We start from the raw sequence: 22,258 nt of genomic DNA, 5'->3' as shown, positions 1-22,258 counted from the left end.
GCCCAGCTCGGAGTATGCCCCGACTTTCCTCGCCAAATAGGACTAACTACTCTCAAAGGCATGTCAGCGCCCTCGGCCTCCGCAGCCTCCCCGCAACCCGACGGCTCATCGGACGCCATAGAGGCCGCGAAGAAAGCGACCCGCAGCCTGCAGGGCCTCTCCCCCGAGCTCACCGCGCGCGTGCCGCAACTTCTGGAGGCGATGCGCTCCGTAGGCGCCGGGCTCGAACTGCACACCACGCTCGACCGCATCTGCGAGACGGCGGCCGAGCTCGCGGACGCCCACTACGCGGCGATCGGCGTCGTCTCCGAAGACGGCAAGGGGCTCTCCGACTTCGTCCACGTCGGCATCGGCGAGGAGGCCGCCGAGCGGATCGGGCGGCTGCCCGACGGGCACAAGGGGCTGCTCGGCGCCCTCATCCACCAGCCGGAGACCCTGCGCCTCGCGGATCTCTCCGCCGACCCGCGCTCATGCGGCTTTCCGGCACACCACCCGCCCATGCGGACCTTCCTCGGCGTCCCCATCCGCGTACAGGGTGAGATCTTCGGCAACCTCTACCTGACCGAGAAGCGAGGCGGCGGCGACTTCAACGAGTACGACGTGCACATGGTCCGCGTCCTCGCGACGGAGGCGGGCATCGCCATCGGCAACGCCCGCCTCTACGAAGCGGCCATGCAGCGCGAACGCTGGATCGACGGCTCCGTGGCGGTCACCACGGCACTGCTCGCGGGCAGCGACTCGGAGGAGGCGCTCGCCGTCGTGGCCGAACAGGCCCGCCATCTCGCCGACTCGGCCGCCGGGATCGTGCTGCTGCCCGACGAGGAGGGCGGCATGGAGATCGTCGCCGTCTCCTCCGACGAACCCTCCGGAGTGCTCGGCGTGGTCGTCCCCCCGGAGAGCCGCATCATCACCGATCTGCTCGCCGGGGACTCCGTGTTCCTCGACGACGCCGCCACGGACCCGCGCGTCATGACCGACCTGGCCCGCGACTACGGACCCGTCATGATGCTGCCGCTGCAGAGCGACGGCCGCGTCATGGGGACGCTCGTCACGCCACGCGCGCGTGGCGCCCGGCCGTTCAGCGAGACCGAGCGGACCCTCGCCACCCAGTTCGCCTCGCAGGCGGCGCTCGCGCTGATGATGGCCGAGGCGCAGCGCGACCGGGAACGGCTCGCGGTGTACGAGGACCGCGACCGGATCGCACGCGACCTGCACGACCTCGTGATCCAGCGCCTGTTCGCCACCGGGATGATGCTGGAGAGCGCGCAGCGCAGGTCCGTCGTGCCCGAGGTGCAGACGGGGGTGGGCAAAGCCGTCGACGAGCTGGACGTGACGATCCAGGAGATCCGGACGGCGATCTTCGCCTTGCAGCAGGGTCCGGCCGAGGCTCCTTCGGGGCTGCGTACGCGGGTCCTTCGCGAGGTCAACATGGCCGCGGTACCGCTCGGCTTCAAGCCCACGCACCACTTCGTGGGCGCCGTCGACACCGTGGTCGGCGAGCTCACCGGGAAGAACCTCATCGCGGCCCTGCGCGAGGCGCTGTCCAACGCGTTCCGGCACGCGCGGGCCGATCGCATCGACGTGGTGGTCGACGCGACGGTGACCCTGCCCGACGGGCAGCAGGGCGTACGCCTGACGGTCTCGGACGACGGCGTCGGCATCGCGGAGGGCGGCCGGCGCAGCGGCCTGAAGAACCTCAAGAGGCGCGCGGAGTCGCTCGGCGGGGACAGTTGGTACGGGCCGGGCATCGGCGAGGACGGCGGGGGCACGGCCGTGGTGTGGCAGGCGCCTTACTAGGAGGGGCGGGGGTCCCTGACCAGGAGGGGCGGGCGCCCCTGATCAGGAGGGGCGGGGGTCCCTGTTCTGATGATCCAGCCCAGGGACCGGTCCAGTCGTGGGTCTCGCTACAGGTCCTGCTGTTCGCTCAGGATTCGTTCGATGACGACCGCCACGCCGTCCTCGTTGTTGGCGACCGTACGGCCGGACGCGGCGGCGAGCACGTCCGGGTGCGCGTTGCCCATCGCGAACGACGTGCCCGCCCAGGTGAGCATCTCGATGTCGTTCGGCATGTCCCCGAAGGCGACGACCTCCGCGGGCGTGATGCCGCGCTCGGCGCAGCACAGCTCCAGCGTGCTGGCCTTGGAAACTCCCGGACCGCTGATCTCGAGCAGGGCGCTCGGGCTCGACCGGGTGATCTCGACCTGGCCGCGCACGGCCTCACGGGCCACGACCAGGAAGTCGTCGGGCGCGATCTCGGGGTGGAAGGCGAGGACCTTCAGGATGGGCTGGGTCGCGTTGTCAGAGTCCTCGGCGAGCAGTTTCTCCGCGAGGGCGACGCTCTCGCCCGGCTCCAGGTGCAGGGGCGGGTAGGTCGGCTCGTGGTGCAGTCCGCCGGTCCGCTCGACCGCGAAGGACGTGCCGGGGGCCGCCGCGCGCAGCAGCCGGACGACGTCGAGCGCGTCCTCGCGCCGCAGTTCCCGTACCTTCACGAAGCGATGGCCGCCCGACCCGTCGTGCAGGTCGACCACGGCCGCGCCGTTGCCGCAGATGGCCAGCCCGTGGCCGTGCACGTGAGCGCTGACGACGTCCATCCAGCGTGCCGGGCGGCCGGTCACGAAGAAGACCTCGATCCCGGCCCGTTCGGCGGCGGCGAGTGCGGCGACGGTGCGGTCGGACACGGACTTGTCGTCACGGAGAAGGGTGCCGTCCAGGTCCGTGGCGATCAGCCGGGCCTTGGGCCGGTGGGGGGCGGAGGCGGCCGGGGTCTTGGGCCGTGGGGTAGCTGAGGTCACGCCACCGATTGTCCCGCACCTGCCTGCACGGGCGTGCGCTGGGGCGCACATCTGAGTGCCTTTATGCCCCTGCTGTGCTGCCTCCCAACTGCACGAGCGCCTCCGTGGCGATCCGCTCGAAGAGCTTCTCGTCGGCCGCGAAATCCGTTCCCGGCAGCGGCCAGTGGAGCACGACCTCGTTGAAGCCCAGCTCAGCGTGGTTGCCGGCGAAGTCGACGAAGGCGTCGAAGGAGTCGAGGGGGCGGTCCGGGGTGAACCCGGTGAGCAGGATCTTGTCGAGTTCGGCGACGTCCCGGCCGATCGCGTCGCAGGCCGCGGCCAGCTTGTCGGCCTGTCCGCGGATGGCTTGAAGTGATTGCTCCGGGGTGCCGTTCTCGAAGAGCTTGGGGTCGCCCGTGGTCACCCACGCCTGCCCGTGGCGCGCGGCGAGCTTCAGGCCGCGCGGTCCGGTGGCGGCGACCGCGAAGGGCAGCCGGGGGCGCTGGACGCAGCCCGGGATGTTGCGCACCTCGGATGCGGAGTAGTACTCGCCCTCGTACGAGACGACGTCCTCGGTGAGAAGGCGGTCGAGCAGCGGCAGGAACTCGCCGAAGTGATCGGCCCGTGCGCGCGGGGTCCAGGGCTCCTCGCCCGCCTTGAGCAGTGCGGTGGCGTCGAAGCCGTTGCCGCCCGCGCCGATGCCGAGGGTGATCCGGCCGTCGGACACGTCGTCCAGCGTGATCAGGTCCTTGGCGAGGGTCACCGGGTGCCGGAAGTTCGGCGAGGTGACCAGGGTGCCGAGGCGCAGCCTGTCTGTGGCGGCCGCGGCGGCGGTCAGGGTCGGCACCGCGCCGAACCAGGGCCCGTCGCGGAAGGTCCGCCAGGAGAGGTGGTCGTAGGTGTACGCGGTGTGGAACCCCAGCTCCTCCGCCCGCTGCCAGCGCTCCTTGCCCCCCTCGTGCCAGCGGCGGACGGGCAGGATCACGGTGCTCAGACGCAAACTCATGTATCAGAGCGTAAGCCCCTGGAAACCGCGTCCTCGCAGCTCGGCCGGGTCGGGCCGGTGTCTGTGGGGGGAGGTCAGTGCCCGGCCGGGAAGCGGAGATATTCGGGGGGCACGGCGTCGGTGAGCCAGACGCCGTTGGCGCTGACCTGGAAGACGTGTCCGTCGCGGTGCATCGCGCCCGTGTCGACGGAGAGAACGACAGGCCGTCCACGGCGGGCGCCGACGCGGGTGGCGGTCTCGCGGTCGGGCGACAGGTGCACGGCGTGACGGTTCATGGGCCGCAGGCCTTCGGCGCGGATCGCGGCGATGTTGTGGACCACCGTGCCGTGGAAGAGATACGCGGGCGGGGTGGCCGGAGGCAGGTTCAGGTCGACGTCGACGGAGTGGCCCTGACTGGCACGGATACGGCTGCCCTCGATCGCGAAGCGCTGTTTGTCGTTCGTGGCCACCACGTGGTCGAGCTCGCCGCGCGTGAAGCGGAAACCGTGGGCCGCGGCTGCCGCGACGAGGGCGTCGATCTCCACCCAGCCGTTCTCGTCGAGCGTGAGACCGATTCTCTCCGGCTGATGGCGCAGGTGCTTGGAAAGGTATTTCGACACCTTCACGGTGCGCCGCTCGTCCGGCGCGTCCGCGGAGGGGGCTTCTCTAATCATCCGTTCAGCCTCGCGTCGAACCGTTCTCCCCGCACTTCATTTTCGTCCACCGACTTTTCATCCGACTCTTTTGGTCCACAGGTTTGATCCACAACCAAGTCCGGTTATCCACAGGGGTATTGGCGATTCTGTGGACAACTCACAGCTGATTCACACCTTTTGATCAACAGGGGTTGCATTGCCCCGACTTGCCGCAAGTGCGTCCAACGTCCTGGCCTGAACCTCGCGTTCAGCGGCGGCTGCTACGAAGGCCGCAGCGTTCTCCCGGCCAACCAGCGCCTCCACAGCCTGCATTGTCGTCGCCGGCAGGGCTACCGGCAGCGGCTCATTCGTACGTTGAGCCGGTTGCCCCGCGGCTAGGTGGTGCTGCAGGTGTCGCGTGGCGAACAGGCGCATGGCGCGGGCAAGTTCGGCGTCGACGGATTGCTGGGCCAGCGGCCTCAGACGCCGGACGAGAGCGGCCGCCTCCGCCGCATCCGCCTCGCTCGGCGGGTGCTGACCGAGATAGCGCGCGAATACATGCTCGGTGGTGAACTCCAAGAAACGGGCGGCTATGTGCTCGACCTGCCCCCTCAACTCCCGCAAATGGCCCGAGATCGCGGACAGCGGAACCCCGGCGGCGTGCAACTCCACCGCCACCGCCAGCTCTTGAGGGCTCGGGACCAGGAATTCGTCGTCGCGTCCCGGCACGGGCTCAAGCACGCCGAGCGCGATCGCGTCGGCCACCGCGGCCTCGTCCGGCTCTCCGCCGAACGCCGCGTCCAGCTCCGCCCGGGTCATCCGGTCGGCCTTCTCGTCCGTCCACGGACCGCCGACCTCGGCCACGAGGCCCAGGACGCCACCGAGCCCCCGGCCCGCGTCCCAGGCCTCGAGCAGCTCCTTGATGGAGGCCAGGGTGTAACCCCGCTCCAGCAGGTCGGCGATCTGTCTCAACCGGGCCAGATGCGTGTCGCCGTACACATTGGCCCGGCCGCGCCGCTCGGGCCGGGGGAGCAGGCCGCGGTCCTGGTAGGCGCGGATCGTGCGGACCGTGGCGCCGCTGCGGTGCGCCAAGTCCTCGATGCGGTACTCCGCCGGCCTGGGCGCGGTGCCGTGATCCACGAGTCCCTGCCCGGCGTCCGACTGCTCGTCCACGCTCCCCGCCTCCGTAAACCCTCGTGCTAGGCGATGGCCGCTCGGCCGACCGCACCGGCCGCGGCCCGTGCCGCGGGCGACTCCGCCAGATATTCGACGGCCTTGCGCAGCGAGCCTTCCTGCGAGGGATGGTACGACCGCCGCAGGTAGCGGGGTATGGCCGTGCCGATCTCCCGCCAGGTGGGCAGCAGCCCCTTCCTGACGGCCTTGTTGTGCTCCGCCAGGGAGTAGCGGACGCGCCCCGCGAGCTGGGGGTCCCGGCGCATCAGGTAGGCGGTGCCCCAGAGCCACAGGTACAGCATCACGGGCGCCGTGACCGTCATGCCCGCGATGCGGCGGGCATAGCGGGGCAGACCTTCGCCGCCGCAGTGCTGGTACATGTCGAAGGCGACCGAGCGGTGCTCGACCTCCTCCGCGCCGTGCCAGCGCAGCAGGTCGAGCATGACTTCGTCGGCCTCCGCGCGGTCCAGACCCTCGGCGTGCAGCACCCAGTTCCCCAGGACCGCCGTGAACTGCTCGATCGCCGCGACGACCGCGAGGCGGAACCGCAGCCACTCCCGCGTCGGTATCGGAGCGCCCAACGGCGGCGTCTCGCCGAGGAGTTTCTCGAAGAGGAAGTCGACGTACTTGGTGAACGCGGCGGTGTCGAGCCGCTGCGCCGCCAGGTGGTCGAGCACATGCGCGTGCTGCACGCTGTGCGTGGCCTCCTGGCCCATGAAGCCCTTGACGTCCTTCAGCAGCTGCGGATCGGTGACCAGGGGAAGGCCTTCCTTGAAGACCTTCACGAACCACCGCTCCCCCGCGGGGAGAAGCAGATGCAGCACGTTGATCACGTGGGTGGCGGTGGGCTCGTCCGGTATCCAGTGCAGCGGGGTCCGCTCCCAGTCGAACGAGACCCGGCGCGGAACGATCGTGTAGTGCTCTTCGAGGTCGTGCTCCTCGGTGTTCGTGCCGGTGCTCTTCTCCATGCTCACAGCGGCGGCTCCAATCGGGCTATCGCGCGCAGGGCCCTGGGCGTGAAGCGGGACATGAGGTGGGCGCCACGGGCCTCCGGGGTGACCGGGACCACGGCCTGGTTCTTGACGACCGCGCGCAGGATCGCGTCCGCGACCTTCTCCGGCGGGTAGTTCCGCAGGCCGTACAGGCGCGAGGTCTTCTTCTGGCGGCGCTTCTCCTCCTCGGCGTCGACGCCGGCGAAGTGCGTGGTCGCCGTGATGTTCGTGTTCACGAAGCCCGGGCATATCGCGGAGACCCCGATGCCCTGGCCCGCCAGCTCCGCGCGCAGGCACTCGCTGAGCATCAGGACCGCGGCCTTGGAGGTGCTGTAGGCGGGCAGGGCCTTGGACGGCTGGAATGCCGCCGCGGACGCGGTGTTGACGATGTGGCCGCCCTGGCCGCGTTCGGCCATCTGCTTGCCGAAGAGCCGGCACCCGTGGATCACGCCCCACAGATTGACGTCGAGGACCTTCTTCCAGTCCTCGGCGCTCGTGTCGAGGAACGATCCGGAGAGCCCGATCCCCGCGTTGTTCACCAGGACGTCGACGATGCCGTACTCCCGGGCGACCTTCTCGGCGAGCTTCTCCATGGCCTGCTCGTCGGAGACGTCGACCGCCTCGCCCCAGGCCTCGGGGGCCCCGATCAGGCGCGACATCTCCGCCGTGCGGGCCGCGCTCTCCGCGTCCCGGTCGACGGCCACGACGCGTGCGCCCGCCTCGGCGAACGCGAAGGCCGTGGCCCGGCCGATGCCGCTGCCCGCCCCGGTGACCAGGACCAGCTGGCCGCCGAAGCGATCGGCGTGCTTCCCCGTGGCCACACTGTCGTTCGTGGGCACGCCGTCCTCGTTCGACGTCACGAAGTCGGTGATCCAGGCGGCCAGTTGGTCGGGGCGCGTGCGGGGCACCCAGTGCTTGGCGGGGATGCTGCGGCGCACCAGCTCCGGGGCCCACAGCTCCAGCTCGTCGTAGAGCCGCTCCGACAGGAAGATGTCGCCGGACGGCGTGATGAGCTGGACGGGGGCGTGCGCGTACGCGTCGGCGCGGGGCCTGCGCATCCGGGCGCGGACGTTGTCGCGGTAGAGCCATGCTCCGTGCGCGGCGTCCGACGGCAGCGACGCCGTCGGGTAGTCGCCCGCGGGCACCTTCTCCATGCGCTGGAGGATCTTCGGCCACTGCTTGCCGAGCGGCCCGCGCCAGACGAGTTCGGGGAGCACCGGCGTGTGCAGCATGTACACGTACCAGGACTTGGCGCCCTGGCCGAGGAGCTGGCCGACCTTGCGGGGCGTGGGCCGGGTCATCCGCTTCTTGATCCAGTGCCCGAAGTGGTCGAGCGAGGGCCCCGACATCGAGGTGAAGGACGCGATGCGCCCCTCGGTGCGCTTGACCGTGACGAACTCCCAGGCCTGTACCGAGCCCCAGTCATGACCGACCAGATGCACCGGCTTGCCCGGGCTCACCGCGTCCGCGACGGCCACGAAGTCATCGGTCAGCTTCTCCAGGGTGAAACCGCCGCGCAGCGGCTTCGGAGCCGTCGACCTGCCGTGCCCACGCACGTCGTACAGCACGACGTGGAAGCGGTCGGCGAGGCGCTCGGCCACCTCCGACCAGACCTCCTTGGAGTCCGGATAGCCGTGCACGAGCAGCACCGTGGGCTGCGTCGGGTCGCCGAGCTCGGCGACGCACAGCTCCACCCCGCCCGTGCGCACCCAGCGCTCGCGGGCGCCCTTGATCCCCTTGGTGATTCCTCCCGTGGTCATGCGGCGGCCCTCTCTTCAGCCCAGCGCCGCACATGCGGCAGATCGTCGTCCAGCCAGAACGCGCTCTGCTCGGGGTCCCTGGAGTCGGTGACGACCAGGATCTCCTCGAACTTCGCGCCCGTACCCCTGAATCCGAGGTGCGGTTCGACCGCCCAGAGCCCCTTCTGGGGCGGGTGGTCGGAGAATTTGTACGGCGACCAGAGCGGCGACCAGCCGTCCCGGTGGCCGTGGATCGCATCGCTCGCGAGGCCCTTCAGGGACTGCGTGCCGAAGCCGAAGACGTTCGGCGACAGCCGGCGCTCCTTGACCCGGTCGACCTTGTGCGCGATGACGCCGAAGGGATACGCGCGATGACGGTTGGCATAGCCCTGGCGCACCATGAGCCGGTCCACGTCCTCATAGATCTCGCGCAGCGGGCGGCGCTCACGCACCTCGCGCAGGAGCAGCTCGCGGTGCGCTTCCAGGTCGGCGAGCAGCTTGTCGTGCACGGGGTTGAGGCCGAGGCAGCCCGAGTAGCCGATGTCCGCCGTGTAGCCCTTGTAGACCGGGGCCATGTCGAGGATGAAGGGCATCCCCGGCTCGAGCCGGCGGTTGGTGGGGAAGAACTGCAGCGGTATCCGGAAGTTCACGAACGCCGTGCGGTCCCCGAACCAGGCGAAGGGCAGGTGGAACCAGTCCCGCACACCCCGCTCACGCAGCCAGTCACGCTGCATGCGAGCGGCCTCGCGCTCGGTCACCCCGGGCCGGAGCTGCGCCGCGACCGCCTCCGCGCATTCATACGCGAGGGTCTGGACTTCCCTGAACCCCCGCAGTTCCGCGGAGAGTTCACCTGCCACTGCTGAGGTCATGCCACCGTCCGTCCGTGTCCGGTCCATCGCAGTACGCGTCCGTAACTTGACACTGATGAATGTGACAATGCTCGGCGGCTACGTCAATAGCTGTGCACGAGCCGGGCCCGACTCCAGGGTCGGCTGCGGGACATCCCCCAGGGGTCGACCTCAGGAGGACCCCTACGGGCCCGTAATACCGGAGAGTGAGGTGAGGACAAGACCCTGGTCTGACGCTCGATGTGGCCTGCGCCACTACCTTCGAATCGTGACTGTGATCGCGACCGAAAGCCTGAGCAAGCGGTTCCCGAGGGTGACCGCGCTTGACCGGCTCTCCATGGATATCGGGCCCGGTGTGACCGGCCTCGTCGGAGCCAACGGAGCCGGCAAGTCCACACTGATCAAGATCCTGCTGGGTCTGTCCCCCGCCACGGAGGGGACCGCCGCCGTGCTCGGCCTCGACGTCGCCACCAGTGGGGGCCAGATCCGTGAGCGCGTCGGCTATATGCCCGAGCACGACTGCCTGCCGCCCGACGTCTCGGCCACCGAGTTCGTCGTCCACATGGCGCGCATGTCCGGGCTGCCTCCCACGGCGGCCCGCGAGCGCACCGCGGACACCCTGCGGCACGTCGGTCTGTACGAGGAGCGCTACCGCCCGATCGGTGGCTACTCGACGGGCATGAAACAGCGCGTCAAGCTCGCGCAGGCCCTCGTCCACGACCCCGACCTGGTCTTCCTGGACGAGCCGACCAACGGCCTCGACCCCGTGGGCCGCGACGAGATGCTCGACCTCATCCGCCGCGTCCACACGGACTTCGGCATCTCCGTCCTGGTCACCTCACACCTCCTCGGCGAGCTGGAGCGCACCTGCGACCACGTCGTCGTCATCGACGGCGGCAAGCTCCTTCGATCCAGCTCCACCACCGACTTCACCCAGACCACCACGACGCTGGCCGTCGAGGTGACGGACACCGACGAACACCCCGAGGGCACCAAGGTGTTCCGCGACGCGCTGCAGGGACGGGGGGTCGCCACCCACGAGGGAAGCGGCCTGCCCGGCGCCGGGCACACCGTGCTGCTCGAAGCGACCGGCGACGAGACGTACGACCTGGTCCGCGACCTGGTGGCGGACCTCGGCCTCGGCCTGGTCCGGATGGAACAGCGCCGGCACCACATCGCCGAAGTCTTCCAGTCCGAACAAACCGAGCAGCCCGAGCAAACCCAGCAACCCGAGCAGACGGATGCGCGGAAGGAGGCGGTCCGCCATGGCGGTTGAGCAGCCCCCGGCACACGCCGGTCAACAGACACAGATCCACAACATCGGCTATCGCAACTACGACGGCCCGCGCCTGGGCCGCGCCTACGCCCGCCGCTCGCTCTTCTCACAGAGCCTGCGCGGGGCGTACGGACTCGGCCGCTCAGCCAAGTCCAAGGTCCTCCCCATGATCCTCTTCGCGGTGATGTGCGTACCCGCCGCGATCATGGTGGCGGTCGCCGTGACCACCAAGGCGAACGAACTCCCCGTCGAGTACACCCGATACGCGATCCTGCTGCAGGCCGTCATCAGTCTCTACCTCGCCGCCCAGGCTCCCCAGACGGTCTCCCGCGACCTGCGGTTCAAGACCGTCCCCCTCTACTTCTCCCGCCCCATCGAGCACAGCGACTACGTACGCGCGAAGTTCGCGGCGATGGCCTCGGCCCTCTTCATCCTCACGGCCGCACCACTGCTCGTCCTCTACGTGGGGGCGCTGCTCGCCAAGCTCGACTTCGCCGACCAGACCAAGGGCTTCGGCCAGGGGCTCGTCTCCGTGGCACTCCTCTCGCTCCTGTTCTCCGGCATCGCACTCGTCGTCTCGGCCGTCACTCCCCGCCGCGGCTTCGGGATCGCCGCCGTCATCGCCGTACTGACCATCAGCTACGGAGCGGTGTCCACGGTCCAGGCCATCGCCCACGAACAGGGCAGCACCGACGCCCTCGCCTGGCTCGGCCTGTTCTCGCCGATCACGCTGATCGACGGCGTACAGTCCGCCTTCCTCGGCGCGACCTCCGCCTTCCCCGGAGGGGAAGGCCCCTCGTCCGGCACGGGCGCGGTCTACGTGATCGTCGTCCTCGCCCTCATCGCGGGCTGCTACGGCGCACTGCTGCGCCGCTACCGAAAGGTCGGGCTGTGAGCACGATCAACATCGACCACACCAGCCGCTGGTTCGGCAACGTGGTGGCGGTCAACGACATCACGATGAACGTCGGACCGGGCGTCACCGGCCTCCTCGGTCCGAACGGCGCGGGGAAGTCCACCCTCATCAACATGATGGGCGGATTCCTCGCCCCCTCCACCGGCAGCGTCACCCTCGACGCCAAGCCGATCTGGCGCAACGAACAGATCTACAAGGACATCGGCATCGTCCCCGAGCGCGAGGGGATGTACGACTTCCTCACCGGGCGCGAATTCGTCGTCGCCAACGCCGAGTTGCACGGCCTGGACAAGCGGGCCGCGCACAAGGCCCTCGCCACCGTCGAGATGGAGTACGCGCAGGACCGCAAGATCTCGACGTACAGCAAGGGCATGCGGCAGCGCGTGAAGATGGCGTCCGCCCTCGTCCACGAACCCTCCGTGCTCCTGCTCGACGAACCGTTCAACGGCATGGACCCGCGCCAGCGCATGCAACTGATGGACCTGCTGCGGCGCATGGGGGACGAGGGCCGCACGGTCCTGTTCTCCTCGCACATCCTCGAAGAGGTCGAGCAACTGGCCTCGCACATCGAGGTGATCGTGGCCGGACGGCACGCGGCGAGCGGTGACTTCCGCAAGATCCGGCGCCTGATGACCGACCGCCCCCACCGCTACCTCGTGCGTTCCAGCGACGACCGTGCCCTGGCCGCCGCCCTGATCGCGGACCCGTCGACGGCGGGAATCGAAGTCGACCTCAAGGAAGGCGCCCTGCGCATCCAAGCCATCGACTTCGGACGCTTCACCGCCCTGTTGCCACGCATCGCCCGCGATCACGACATCCGGCTCCTCACGGTCTCGCCCTCGGACGAGTCCCTCGAGTCGGTCTTCTCCTATCTCGTCGCGGCCTGAAGGGAGCCATCGTGTACGACCCCACTGTCGCCCGGCTCACCTACCGGGCCCTGCTCGGCCGCCGCCGGGCACTGATCCTCCTGGCCCTGCCCGTCCTGCTGGTCGTCATCGCCGCCGCGGTCCGCGGATTCAACGGCGCCGACGACCAGGTCGCCTCCGACCTCCTCGGCGGCTTCGCGCTCGCCACGATGGTGCCGATCATCGGCGTCATCGCGGGCACCGGAGCCATCGGCCCGGAGATCGACGACGGCTCCGTCGTCTATCTCCTCTCCAAACCGGTCAAGCGGCCCACGATCATCACCACCAAGCTCACCATCGCCATCGCCGTCACCATGGCCTTCTCCGCGATCCCGACGTTCATCGCGGGCATGATCCTGAACGGCAACGGTCAGCAGATCGCCGTGGCGTACACGATCGCCGCCCTGGTCGCCTCCATCGCGTACGCGGCGATCTTCCTGCTCCTTGGCACGATCACCCGGCACGCGGTCGTCTTCGGGCTCGTCTACGCCCTCGTGTGGGAGACCCTCTTCGGGTCGCTGGTCCCTGGCGCACGCACCCTCAGCGTCCAGCAGTGGTCGCTCGCCGTCGCCCAGAAGACGGCGGGCGGCGACCTGGTCACCTCGGACGTCGGACTGCCGGCCGCCACGGCCCTCCTTGTCGGCGTCACGGTCCTCGCCACCTGGTACGCCGGACAGAAGCTGCGGTCGCTGACGCTGGCCGGGGAGGAGTGAGTAATTCGGTGGCGGGCAAAACGGGGCGCGGGCACAGTAGTTGTGTCACCGCGCCACGACCCTGGCGCCCGCCGACCGGGAGAGGAGCCGACGTGTCCTTCACCAGTCCGTCGAGTTCCCGGCAGGGCAGCCCGCGGCAGGCTTCGGAGTAGTCACTCGCTCCGTAGAGCCCCGCCCACGGGGGAGCTGCCCGGGGCGGCCGCTTCGAGCGCGCACCTCGCTGCGCGGGCCGCCCACCCGACCACGCAGCGAGCCGGGCACCGCCATGCGGTGCCCGGCTCACTGCGTACTGCCCGCAAGCGCTAGCCGAGAAGCTTCTCCAGCACCGCCGCGATGCCGTCGTCCTCGTTCGACGTCGTCACCTCGTCGGCCACCGACTTGAGCTCCTCATGGGCGTTGGCCATCGCCACGCCATGGGCCGCCCAGCCGAACATCGGTATGTCGTTGGGCATGTCCCCGAAAGCGATCGTGTCCGCGGCCTTCGCGCCGAGGCGGCGTGCCGCGAGAGACAGGCCCGTCGCCTTGGAGAGGCCGAGGGGAAGCAGCTCGACGATGCCTTCGCCGGCCATCGTCACGCCGACCAGGCCCCCGGCCACCTGACGCGCCACCGAGGCGAGCTCGTCGTCGCTCAGGCCCGGGTGCTGGACGTACACCTTGTTCAGCGGAGCGGCCCACAGCTCGGCGACATCCGTGAACGGGACGGCGGGCAGCGGGCCGTCCTGCACCACGTACCCAGGGCCGACGATCACTTGGCCGTCGAGGCCGTCACGGCTCGCGGCAAGGGCCAGCGGACCGATCTCCGCCTCTATCTTGGCGAGGGCGATACCGGCGAGCTGCCGGTCGAGCGTGACCGACGTGAGCAGCCGGTGCTCGCCCGCGTGATAGACCTGCGCGCCCTGCCCGCACACCGCCAGGCCGTCATAGCCCAGGTCGTCGAGGATGTGCCGGGTCCAGGGCACGGCACGGCCGGTGACGATGATGTGCGCGGCGCCCGCCGCGGTGGCCGCGGTGAGCGCGTCGCGCGTACGCGCCGAGACCGTGTCGTCGGAGCGCAGGAGCGTTCCGTCGAGGTCGGTCGCGACGAGCTTGTACGGGAAGGACGGCGTGGCGGGAGCAGGGTGGCTCACTTGTTGATGGGCTCCAAGATCTCTCGTCCCCCCAGGTACGGACGCAGCACCTCGGGCACCCACACGGAGCCGTCGGCCTGCTGGTGGTTCTCCAGAAGGGCGACGATCGTGCGCGGGACGGCGCAGAGCGTGCCGTTCAGCGTCGCGAGCGGCTGCGTCACCTTCTTGCCGTCGCTCTCGTCGCGCATCCGGATCGACAGACGGCGCGACTGGAAGCTGTCGCAGTTCGACGCGGAGGTCAGCTCGCGGTACTTGCCCTGCGTCGGGATCCACGCCTCGCAGTCGAACTTGCGCGAGGCCGAGGCGCCCAGGTCACCCGTGGCCACGTCGATCACCTGGAAGGGCAGGCCGAGGCCCGTCAGCCACTGCTTCTCCCACTCCAGGAGCCGCTGGTGCTCGTTCTCCGCGTCCGCCGGGTCGACGTACGAGAACATCTCGACCTTGTCGAACTGGTGCACACGGAAGATGCCGCGGGTGTCCTTGCCGTACGTACCGGCCTCGCGGCGGAAGCAGGGCGAGAAGCCCGCGTACCGCAGGGGCAGCTTGTCGGCGTCGATGATCTCGTCCATGTGGTAACCGGCGAGCGCGACCTCGGAGGTGCCGACCAGGTAGTAGTCGTCCTTCTCCAGGTGGTAGACGTTCTCGGCGGCCTGGCCGAGGAAGCCCGTGCCCTCCATGGCGCGCGGGCGGACCAGGGCGGGCGTCAGCATCGGGATGAACCCGGCCTCCGTCGCCTGCGCGATCGCCGCGTTCACCAGGGCCAGTTCGAGCAGGGCGCCGACACCGGTCAGGTAGTAGAAGCGCGAGCCGGAGACCTTCGCGCCGCGCTCGACGTCGATGGCGCCGAGCAGCTCGCCGAGCTCCAGGTGGTCCTTGGGCTCGAAGCCCTCGGCCGCGAAGTCGCGCGGGGTGCCGATCGTGTCGAGGACGACGAAGTCCTCCTCGCCGCCGACCGGGACGTCCGGGTGGACCAGGTTGCCCAGCTGGCCAAGGAGGCGCTTGGTCTCCTCGTCGGCCTCGTCCTGCGCGGCGTTGGCCGCCTTGACGGCGGCGGAGAGTTCGCCGGCCTTCTTCAGGAGCTCGGCCTTCTCGTCACCCGAGGCCTTGGGGATGAGCTTGCCGAGCGCCTTCTGCTCGGAACGGAGCTCGTCGAAGCGGAGCCCGGACGACCTGCGCCGCTCGTCGGCGGAGAGCAGGGCGTCGACAAGCGCGACGTCCTCTCCACGGGCGCGCTGGGAGGCGCGAACACGGTCGGGGTCCTCACGGAGCAGGCGAAGGTCAATCACCCCACCAGGCTACCGTCGAGCGGTTCCGGCTCTCGACTCGATATTCCCCTGCGATGCGTTATGACCGATTTGCCGGAATGGGAATTCCCGTCGCGGTCCATCCCGTGACGTGCCTCGCGAGTGCCGGGCCCAGAGTCAATGAAAAGGGTCCCATTCCCCGAAATGGGGCAGAGGGGACTCGCCCCCTTGACTCGATCCCCTTGTGGGAGGCGGGACTTGGAGCCTCGTTGTCCACAGGAATATCCCCTGCCGAAAAGTTATCCACAGGCTGTGCGAAAGATCTGTGGATGCCGGAAGAGATCGTTCCGAAAGCCGCATGCACGACGAAGGATTCCCGACCCAAACCACCCTCACACCCACTTTCGAGTGGAAATGGTTCGCTCCAAAGAGTTGATCAATGGAAAAGGGTGGACGAGGGGTGACGTGCGTGACTGTGGACGGAGTTGTGGGTTGTAGGCCGATTTGTCGACCATGTCACGCTTCGTTGTCGACTTGTCCCCAGGTCGAGAACGACCCCTGTGGATAACTTTGTGGACAACGTAAATCAGCAGGTAAGACCGCCCGCCCGACCCGATCGCCCGACCCGATCGCCCGACCCGAGGGTCGGCTCAGAACCGGCCGTCCTGGCACTGGGTCAGCCAGTCCGACGCCGCGAGGAACTCGCCGTCGGTGGTACCCGGCCGCGGCGGCCGCAGATCGGCGGGTGACACTCCCGCACGCGGGTACGACCCGAGGAACCGCACCTGCGGGCAGATCCGCTTGAGGCCCATCAGCGCCTCGCCCACACGACGGTCCGTGATGTGGCCTTCGGCGTCCACGGAGAAGCAGTAGTTGCCGATGCGCTGGCCGGTGGGCCGCGATTCGATCCGCATCAGGTTGACGCCGCGTACGGCGAACTCCTGGAGCAGTTCGAGCAGGGCGCCGGGATGGTCGTCGCCGAGCCAGATGACCACCGAGGTCTTGTCCGCGCCGGTCGGCGCCGCCGGGCGCGCCGGACGGCCGACCAGGACGAAGCGGGTCTCGGCGGTCGCCGCGTCGTGGATCTCGCTGACCAGCGGTTCCAGGCCGTACGTCGCCGCCGCGAACTCGCCCGCGAAGGCCGCGTCGTAACGGCCCTCCTGGACCAGGCGCGCACCGTCCGCGTTCGAGGCCGCCGACTCCCACAGGGCGTCCGGCAGGTTCGCGGCCAGCCAGTTGCGGACCTGCGGCTGGGCCACCGGGTGGCCGGTCACCGTCTTGATGTCCTTGAGCTGCGTGCCCGGCCGGACGAGCAGCGCGAAGGCGATCGGCAGGACGACCTCGCGGTAGATCATCAGGGGCGCGCCCTTGGCGAGCTCGTCGACGGTGGTGGTGACCCCGCCCTCGACGGAGTTCTCGATCGGCACCAGCGCCGCCGCCGCGTCGCCGTTCCGGACCGCGTCCAGCGCGGCCGGCACGGACACCATCGGGACGAGCTCCCTGGTGGCCGCTTCCGGGAGCGTACGGAGGGCGGCCTCGGTGAAGGTGCCCTCGGGGCCGAGGTAGGTGTAGCGCATCGCCGACATACCGTCACCCTAATGGCCTGCCCGTGGCACGGCTCACGCGTCTCACCAAGCGACGCCCGCCTCACCCACGCGTGACGCCCGGGGCTACCCCTCCAGCAGCCGCTGCCCCACGTACTCGCCCTTCGCTGCCCCGCCCGGCACCGCGAAGAGCCCGCTCGCCTCGTGCCGGATGAACTCCGACAGCGCGTCCCCGCGGTCGAGCTTGCGCTGCACCGGCACGAAGCCGCGGAGCGGGTCGGCCTGCCAGCACACGAAGAGCAGACCCGCGTCCGGCTCCCCGTCCTTGTCGAAGCCGTCGTGGTACGAGAACGGGCGGCGCAGCATCGCGGAGCCGCCGTTCTGGTCGGGGCGGGTGATGCGGGCGTGGGCGTTGAGGGCGATGACGTACTTGCCGTCCGCGTCCGCCTTCTCCAGCTTCGGCTCGGTGGTCTCCGTGCCGCCGGTCAGCGGTGAGCCGTCCGACTTGTGGCGCCCGATGACCGCCTCCTGATCCTTGACGCCGAGCTTCTCCCAGTCGTCGAGGAGCATCCGGATGCGGCGTACGACGACATACGAGCCGCCGGCCATCCAGGACGGGTCTCCCGTGGCGGGCACATAGATCCGCCGGTCGAAATCGTCATCCGACGGCTTCGGGTTGTTCGTGCCGTCGATCTGGCCCATCAGGTTGCGGGTGGTCATGGGCTGCGCGGTCGCGCCGGGCGAGCGGTTGAAGCCGTTCATCTGCCAGCGCACCCGCGCCGCGTCGCCCGCCTCCTTCTGGAGCGCGCGCAGTGCGTGGAAGGCGACGAGCGGGTCGTTCGCGCCGATCTGCACCCACAGGTCGCCGTCGCTGCGCGCCTTGTCGAGGTGGTCGGACGAGAAGTCCGGCAGCGGGTCGAGCGCCGACGGGCGCTGCTTCTCCAGGCCGGTGCGCCCGAAGAAGCTGTGCCCGAAACCGAAGGTGACGGTCAGCGACGACGGGCCGGCGTCCTTGGCGACATCCGTGTCCTCGCCTGCCGGGGCCTTGCCCGCCATCAACCGCTCGGCCGTCGCCGACCAGCGGCGCAGCAGCGCGGCCGCTTCCTTGCGCCCCGCGCCCGCCTTCAGATCGAACGCGACCAGATGACCGCGGGACTGGACGGGCGTGGTGATGCCCGGCTGATGTTTCCCGTGAAACATGACCGTGTCCGCGCCAAGTGACGCCAGCGACGCCGCCTTCCCCGGGGTGTCCGAGGGCGCCGCGGCATACCCGGCCGCGCCGCCCGCCGCTCCGAGCGCGAGACCGGTGGCGCCGGCGGTGCCGAGCAGCCGCCGTCTCGAAATCCCGTTGTCCGCCATGGTGGTTCCGTTCAGCCGATCTGCGCGTTCTTGTTCACGGTCACTTGGTCGATGTCGGAGGTGCGCACCGTCACCGCGACCTTCCAGTTGCCCGCCATCGGGATCTGGACCCCGCTGGAGCTCCAGTGTCCGGTGGCGATGTGGTCCGGGACGACGGGCAGCGGCCCGACATCCTTCGACTTGAGGGTGAACGACACCTTCACCTCGGGGATGTCGAAGGCGCTGCCGTTCGGCCGCTTCACGAAGATGTGCATCTCGTTGCTGCCGGTGCGGCCGGGGTCCAGGTCGAGCTGCAGGGTGCCCTTGCCGTCCTCGGAGCCCGTGTCGAAGGGGATCTTGAGGGTGAGCGAGCCGGTCCGCTGGGCGGCCGCGGCCGTCTTCGAAGCCGCCGCTTCCTCCTCCGTGCGCGCCGGCTCGGTCGAGGTGAGGACTGTGGTGACGGCGAGCAGGACGACGGCGACGCCCGCCTCGGCGAGCACGGAGCGCCGCAGTCCCGACCGGTTCGGGTCGGCGTCGCGGATCCGCTTCTCGCGGGCGGTGGTCATGGCTGCCTGCTGGCGGGCGAGTTGGGCGGCGCGCTTGGAGTCCTTGGGCCCCTTGGACTCCTTGGCATCCTTGGAGTCCGCGCCGGTGCTCCCGGCGGGCACCGTCACCGGCTTCTTCTCCACACGCTTGGCCGCCGAGCGCTTCTCGGCGTGCTTTTCGGCGCGCTTCTCGACGACGGCCGCCGCGGCTGCCTCCGGCGCCATGTCGCCCGCCTGGCCCGCGATCCGCGCCGTCCAGCGCCGGGAGATCCAGGCGATGCCGACGAGGACGACCACCAGGCCGACCTTGATGAGGAGCAGCTGTCCGTACCACGTACCGGTGAGCGCCGACCACGTGCCGACCTGGCGCCAGGACTGGTAGAGCCCGGTCGCCGCCAGGGCGACGACGCTGCAGAACGCCACGCGCGAGAAGCGCCGCACCGCCCCGGCCTCGACCGAGGGCGCGAAGTAGAGGGCGACGACGAGCGCCGCGAGCCCGCCGAGCCAGGCGGCGACGGCCAGCAGGTGCACCACGTCCACGGGCATGGCGATACCGGCCTGGATGCCGGTCGAGGCGTGCTCGGCCATGGCCCAGGTCGCGCCGAGCCCGACGGCGACGACACCGCCGCCGATCGCGAGCCCGAAGGTGAGGTCCCTGCGCTCCTTGGGGTCGGTCCGCTTCTCGTACGCGCCGAAGAGCACCGCGATGAAGAGCGCGGCGGCGGCGAGCAGCAGCAGCCGTGAGACCAGCGCGGCGCCCGTCTTCGTCTGGAGCACGTCGCCGAGCTTGGCCATGTCGAAGGCGTCGGCGATCTTCCCGGAACCGGTGTAGGGCGCGCGGAGCAGCAGCATCACCAGGGTGGACGCGGTGAGCGTGACCCACCCGGACACCACGAGGCGCTGCACGGGGCGTACGCCGGCGCCGCGCGGCCAGCAGCCCAGCACGAAGGCGGCCCCGCCGACGACGAGGATGAACCCGGCGTACGACAGGTAGCGCGTGAAGTCGTAGAGCCCGCCCACGAACCCGCCGCCCGCCTCCTGGTCCGGCAGCGCGACCTTCGTGTCGGAAGGCGCGCCCACGGAGAAGGTGTAGGCCCCGGAGATGGGGTGGCTGTCGGCGGAGACGACTTGATAGGCCACGGTGAAGGTGCCGTCGGGCAGCCCCTTGTGCAGCTTCACGCCGTACGTGTTCGAGCCGAGGTCACTGGTCTTGCCGGTGTCGACGCGCTTGCCGGCCGGGTCGAGCACCCGTACGGAGCCGTCGGACATGGCGACCTTCTCGGAGAAGGTCAGCGACACGCTGGTGGGCGCCTGGTCGACCACCGCCCCCTGCTTGGGGTCGCTGCCCGTCAGCGCGGCATGGGCGGAGGCGGGCGCCGCCGTGGCCAGCAGGGCGCCGAGGAAGACGGCGACGACGAGCAGGAGCCGTCCGACGCCGGGGGTTATCCCGAGGCGGGCGGCGGCCCCGGAGCGAGCTCCACGGCGGGGAGCGATGGTCTGCATCAGCGATCAGTCCCTCAGTGCGACGCGTGCTTGCCGGGCTTGGGGTTGTACGTGGCGGCCTTCACCGGAACCTCGACTTCGATGGGGTCCGACTTCTCGAAGTGCAGCGTCACGGCGACCTTGTCGCCCTGCTTCGGCTTCTGCTCGAGTTCCTCGAACATGAGGTGGTTGCCGCCCCGCACGAAGTCGAGCTCACCGTTCGCGGGCACGTCGAACGACTTCTGCTCCTTCATCGCGTTGCCCTTGGTGCTGTGCAGCGTGACCTTCTTCGCGATCCCGCTGGTGACCGAGGTGAGCTTGTCGGCGCCGCCCTTGTTCGTGACGGTGAAGAACCCGGAGGCCATGGTGTCCATGGCGGGCTCGGGCATGAAGGCACCGGAGACCTTGAGCTCGGGCTTGTCGGCGCTCTTGCCGGTTTTGTCCGCGGACGCCTCCGAGCAGCCCGCGAGGGCGAGCCCCGCGGTCAGGGCCAGGGCGCCGCCGACGAGAGTGCGGCGGTTCACGGGGTCGCTCCCTTGACGATCTTGGGGAGGTCCTTCGTGTAGTCGTCCACGGTGGTGTCCTCGCCGTACAGCACGTACCCGGCGTCGGTCTTCGGCGAGAACGCGATGACCTGCGTGCCGTGCATCGAGACGACCTTGCCCTTCTCCTTCTTGGAGGGCTCGATGCTGATGCCGAGGGTGCGGGCGCTGCCCTGGATGGTGTCGAAGTCGCCGGTCAGACCGATGAAGTCGGTGTCCTGGGCCTTGAGCCACTTGCCGAGGGCCGCGGGGGTGTCGCGCTCGGGGTCGGTGGTGACGAAGACGACCTGGAGCTTGTCCTGTTCGGCCTTGGGCAGTGCCTTCTTGGCGACGGCGATGTTGCTCATCGTCAGGGGGCAGACGTCCGGGCAGTTGGTGTAGCCGAAGTAGACGAGCGTCGGCTTGCCCTTGGTCCGCGCGCGCAGGTCGTACTTCTTGCCGTGCGTGTCCGTGAGGACGAGGTCCGGCTTCTCGAAGGGCTTGTCGAGGATGGTCGCGGCCTTGTCGCCGTTGGACTCGACGGAGACGTCCGCGACGGGCTTCTTGCCGTCGTCACCGCCACCGCAGGCGGACAGGGTGAGGGTGGCCGCGGCCAGCATGGCGGCGGCGAGCAGCTTCTTCTTGCGCATACGAAAATGTCCCAGATGTGAGGGGGGCCCGGGCGCACCGGGGGCAGGCGAAACGCCCCCGGTGCGGCCCGAAGGGTGGCTCAGCTGTTGGCGCGCCGACGTCCGGCGAGCACGCCGAACGCCACACCGGCGGCGCCGACGACGATGCCGACGATGCCGAGGACGCGGGCGGTGGAGTCGCTGCTGTCGGCCGAGGCGGTCTCGCTCTCGTCGCCGGACTTCGCGTCTTCCTTGGCGTCGTCGTGCGAGGCGGCGGCGCCGTGGCCGTCCTCGGACGCGGCGGTCAGCGCGAGGGCCGGCGCCGGGTGCTCCGGCTCCTCCTGGCCCTTCTGCTGCGGCTCGATCCAGCGGACGACTTCCTTGTTGTCGTACGTCTGGACGGCCTTGAAGACGAGCTCGTCGGCGTCCTCGGGGAGCGCGCCGATGGACAGCGGGAACTTCTGGAAGGAGCCCGGCCTGACGCCCTTGCCGTCGGCGGTCCAGGTGACCTTGGAGACGGCCTCGTCGATCTTCTCGCCGTGCATCTCGAGGGGCTTGTCGAGCTTGGTCTTGGTGACCTTCGCGGTCCAGCCGGGGACGTCCTGCGTCATGACCGAGGCGAGCGGGTGGTCCTCGGGGAAGGACACCTCGAGCTTGGTGGTCGAGGCGTCGTCCATCTCGTTCGGCACCTTGAAGTTGACCGTGGCGTAGCCGCCCTTGGCGGCCTCACCCTCGGCCGAGACGCTGACGTGCGCGAAGGCGGGGACGGACAGGAGCAGGACGGCGGAGGCGGCGACGCCACCGACGACGGAGACGCGGGAGGCCTTCACGGTGGACAGCGCAGACAGAACAGACATGGCGGAAACACTCCACTT

The 22,258-nt window shown here is 69.7% G+C and carries 20 protein-coding genes; 5 read left to right on the top strand and 15 right to left on the bottom strand.

All coding sequences use genetic code 11. The features are described from left to right. The first annotated feature begins 60 nt into the window (after window positions 1-60). A complete protein-coding gene (locus tag ACWFRU_RS32900; protein WP_453691797.1) occupies window positions 61-1,797 on the top strand; it encodes a GAF domain-containing sensor histidine kinase in 1,737 nt (578 codons plus the stop codon). Window positions 1,798-1,904: 107 nt separating this feature from the next. On the opposite strand, the gene ACWFRU_RS32895 is transcribed toward ACWFRU_RS32900, so the two are convergent. The 7 genes from ACWFRU_RS32895 to ACWFRU_RS32865 form a co-directional block, all read right to left on the bottom strand. Next, on the bottom strand, window positions 1,905-2,792 hold the full coding sequence (locus ACWFRU_RS32895) for a Cof-type HAD-IIB family hydrolase (protein WP_453691796.1): 888 nt from the start codon (window positions 2,790-2,792) through the stop codon (window positions 1,905-1,907). Window positions 2,793-2,853: 61 nt separating this feature from the next. Beyond that, window positions 2,854-3,777 (bottom strand): LLM class flavin-dependent oxidoreductase, encoded by a 924-nt coding sequence (locus ACWFRU_RS32890; protein WP_453691795.1) that lies wholly within the window; start codon window positions 3,775-3,777, stop codon window positions 2,854-2,856. 74 nt (window positions 3,778-3,851) lie between these two features. After that, complete coding sequence (locus ACWFRU_RS32885; RefSeq protein WP_453691794.1) at window positions 3,852-4,430, bottom strand: RNA 2'-phosphotransferase; 579 nt, start codon at window positions 4,428-4,430, stop codon at window positions 3,852-3,854. Window positions 4,431-4,580: 150 nt separating this feature from the next. Next, on the bottom strand, window positions 4,581-5,564 hold the full coding sequence (locus ACWFRU_RS32880) for a MerR family transcriptional regulator (protein ID WP_453691793.1): 984 nt from the start codon (window positions 5,562-5,564) through the stop codon (window positions 4,581-4,583). A 26-nt stretch (window positions 5,565-5,590) separates the two neighbouring features. Continuing rightward, window positions 5,591-6,532, bottom strand: a complete 942-nt coding sequence (locus tag ACWFRU_RS32875; protein ID WP_453691792.1) for a metal-dependent hydrolase — start codon at window positions 6,530-6,532, stop codon at window positions 5,591-5,593. A 2-nt stretch (window positions 6,533-6,534) separates the two neighbouring features. Beyond that, on the bottom strand, window positions 6,535-8,316 hold the full coding sequence (locus tag ACWFRU_RS32870; protein ID WP_453691791.1) for an SDR family oxidoreductase: 1,782 nt from the start codon (window positions 8,314-8,316) through the stop codon (window positions 6,535-6,537). Next, on the bottom strand, window positions 8,313-9,164 hold the full coding sequence (locus ACWFRU_RS32865) for a M24 family metallopeptidase (protein ID WP_453691790.1): 852 nt from the start codon (window positions 9,162-9,164) through the stop codon (window positions 8,313-8,315). The genes ACWFRU_RS32870 and ACWFRU_RS32865 overlap by 4 nt, the downstream gene beginning before the upstream one ends. Window positions 9,165-9,417: 253 nt before the next feature. Here ACWFRU_RS32865 and ACWFRU_RS32860 point away from each other — a divergent pair, with 253 nt between their 5' ends. From ACWFRU_RS32860 to ACWFRU_RS32845, 4 genes are read left to right on the top strand one after another with little or no spacing between them, the layout of a single operon-like run. Then, window positions 9,418-10,419, top strand: coding sequence for an ABC transporter ATP-binding protein (locus tag ACWFRU_RS32860; protein ID WP_453691851.1), 1,002 nt, complete (start codon window positions 9,418-9,420; stop codon window positions 10,417-10,419). After that, complete coding sequence (locus tag ACWFRU_RS32855) at window positions 10,409-11,314, top strand: ABC transporter permease (protein WP_453691789.1); 906 nt, start codon at window positions 10,409-10,411, stop codon at window positions 11,312-11,314. Before ACWFRU_RS32860 ends, ACWFRU_RS32855 begins: the two co-directional genes overlap by 11 nt. After that, a complete protein-coding gene (locus ACWFRU_RS32850; RefSeq protein WP_363210273.1) occupies window positions 11,311-12,222 on the top strand; it encodes an ABC transporter ATP-binding protein in 912 nt (303 codons plus the stop codon). Before ACWFRU_RS32855 ends, ACWFRU_RS32850 begins: the two co-directional genes overlap by 4 nt. 11 nt (window positions 12,223-12,233) lie before the next feature. Then, window positions 12,234-12,953, top strand: a complete 720-nt coding sequence (locus tag ACWFRU_RS32845) for an ABC transporter permease subunit (protein ID WP_453691788.1) — start codon at window positions 12,234-12,236, stop codon at window positions 12,951-12,953. Between the two features lie 302 nt (window positions 12,954-13,255). On the opposite strand, the gene ACWFRU_RS32840 is transcribed toward ACWFRU_RS32845, so the two are convergent. From ACWFRU_RS32840 to ACWFRU_RS32805, 8 genes are all read right to left on the bottom strand, one after another. Continuing rightward, on the bottom strand, window positions 13,256-14,080 hold the full coding sequence (locus tag ACWFRU_RS32840; protein ID WP_453691787.1) for an HAD family hydrolase: 825 nt from the start codon (window positions 14,078-14,080) through the stop codon (window positions 13,256-13,258). Next, complete coding sequence (gene serS, locus ACWFRU_RS32835) at window positions 14,077-15,366, bottom strand: serine--tRNA ligase (protein ID WP_453691785.1); 1,290 nt, start codon at window positions 15,364-15,366, stop codon at window positions 14,077-14,079. Before serS ends, ACWFRU_RS32840 begins: the two co-directional genes overlap by 4 nt. Window positions 15,367-15,974: 608 nt before the next feature. Then, window positions 15,975-16,910, bottom strand: coding sequence for a prephenate dehydratase (gene pheA / locus ACWFRU_RS32830; RefSeq protein WP_453691783.1), 936 nt, complete (start codon window positions 16,908-16,910; stop codon window positions 15,975-15,977). 84 nt (window positions 16,911-16,994) lie between these two features. Beyond that, window positions 16,995-18,227: an iron uptake transporter deferrochelatase/peroxidase subunit gene (efeB, locus tag ACWFRU_RS32825; protein WP_453691781.1), complete on the bottom strand. Its 1,233-nt coding sequence runs from the start codon at window positions 18,225-18,227 to the stop codon at window positions 16,995-16,997. Window positions 18,228-18,238: 11 nt separating this feature from the next. Next, the gene (locus ACWFRU_RS32820; protein ID WP_453691780.1) at window positions 18,239-20,254 is read right to left on the bottom strand and encodes a copper resistance CopC/CopD family protein; all 2,016 of its coding nucleotides are present in this window, start codon (window positions 20,252-20,254) and stop codon (window positions 18,239-18,241) included. 14 nt (window positions 20,255-20,268) lie between these two features. Then, window positions 20,269-20,757 (bottom strand): copper chaperone PCu(A)C, encoded by a 489-nt coding sequence (locus ACWFRU_RS32815; protein WP_453691778.1) that lies wholly within the window; start codon window positions 20,755-20,757, stop codon window positions 20,269-20,271. Then, window positions 20,754-21,404, bottom strand: a complete 651-nt coding sequence (locus tag ACWFRU_RS32810) for an SCO family protein (RefSeq protein WP_453449174.1) — start codon at window positions 21,402-21,404, stop codon at window positions 20,754-20,756. Before ACWFRU_RS32810 ends, ACWFRU_RS32815 begins: the two co-directional genes overlap by 4 nt. A gap of 80 nt (window positions 21,405-21,484) precedes the next feature. Next, window positions 21,485-22,213, bottom strand: coding sequence for a YcnI family copper-binding membrane protein (locus ACWFRU_RS32805; protein ID WP_453691850.1), 729 nt, complete (start codon window positions 22,211-22,213; stop codon window positions 21,485-21,487). Window positions 22,214-22,258: the final 45 nt, after the last annotated feature.

The organism is Streptomyces sp. NPDC055099, from assembly GCF_053607685.1.
This window is presented reverse-complemented; position numbering and strand designations above follow the sequence as displayed.

Bases quoted from the DNA above. Each gene is read 5' to 3' on its own strand.
- ACWFRU_RS32900 (WP_453691797.1), top strand. From the start codon at position 61: ATGTCAGCGCCCTCGGCCTCCGCAGCCTCCCCGCAACCCGACGGCTCA.
- ACWFRU_RS32890 (WP_453691795.1), bottom strand. From the start codon at position 3,777: ATGAGTTTGCGTCTGAGCACCGTGATCCTGCCCGTCCGCCGCTGGCAC.
- ACWFRU_RS32885 (WP_453691794.1), bottom strand. From the start codon at position 4,430: ATGATTAGAGAAGCCCCCTCCGCGGACGCGCCGGACGAGCGGCGCACC.
- ACWFRU_RS32875 (WP_453691792.1), bottom strand. From the start codon at position 6,532: ATGGAGAAGAGCACCGGCACGAACACCGAGGAGCACGACCTCGAAGAG.
- ACWFRU_RS32870 (WP_453691791.1), bottom strand. From the start codon at position 8,316: ATGACCACGGGAGGAATCACCAAGGGGATCAAGGGCGCCCGCGAGCGC.
- ACWFRU_RS32865 (WP_453691790.1), bottom strand. From the start codon at position 9,164: ATGACCTCAGCAGTGGCAGGTGAACTCTCCGCGGAACTGCGGGGGTTC.
- ACWFRU_RS32855 (WP_453691789.1), top strand. From the start codon at position 10,409: ATGGCGGTTGAGCAGCCCCCGGCACACGCCGGTCAACAGACACAGATC.
- pheA (WP_453691783.1), bottom strand. From the start codon at position 16,910: ATGTCGGCGATGCGCTACACCTACCTCGGCCCCGAGGGCACCTTCACC.
- efeB (WP_453691781.1), bottom strand. From the start codon at position 18,227: ATGGCGGACAACGGGATTTCGAGACGGCGGCTGCTCGGCACCGCCGGC.
- ACWFRU_RS32820 (WP_453691780.1), bottom strand. From the start codon at position 20,254: ATGCAGACCATCGCTCCCCGCCGTGGAGCTCGCTCCGGGGCCGCCGCC.
- ACWFRU_RS32810 (WP_453449174.1), bottom strand. From the start codon at position 21,404: ATGCGCAAGAAGAAGCTGCTCGCCGCCGCCATGCTGGCCGCGGCCACC.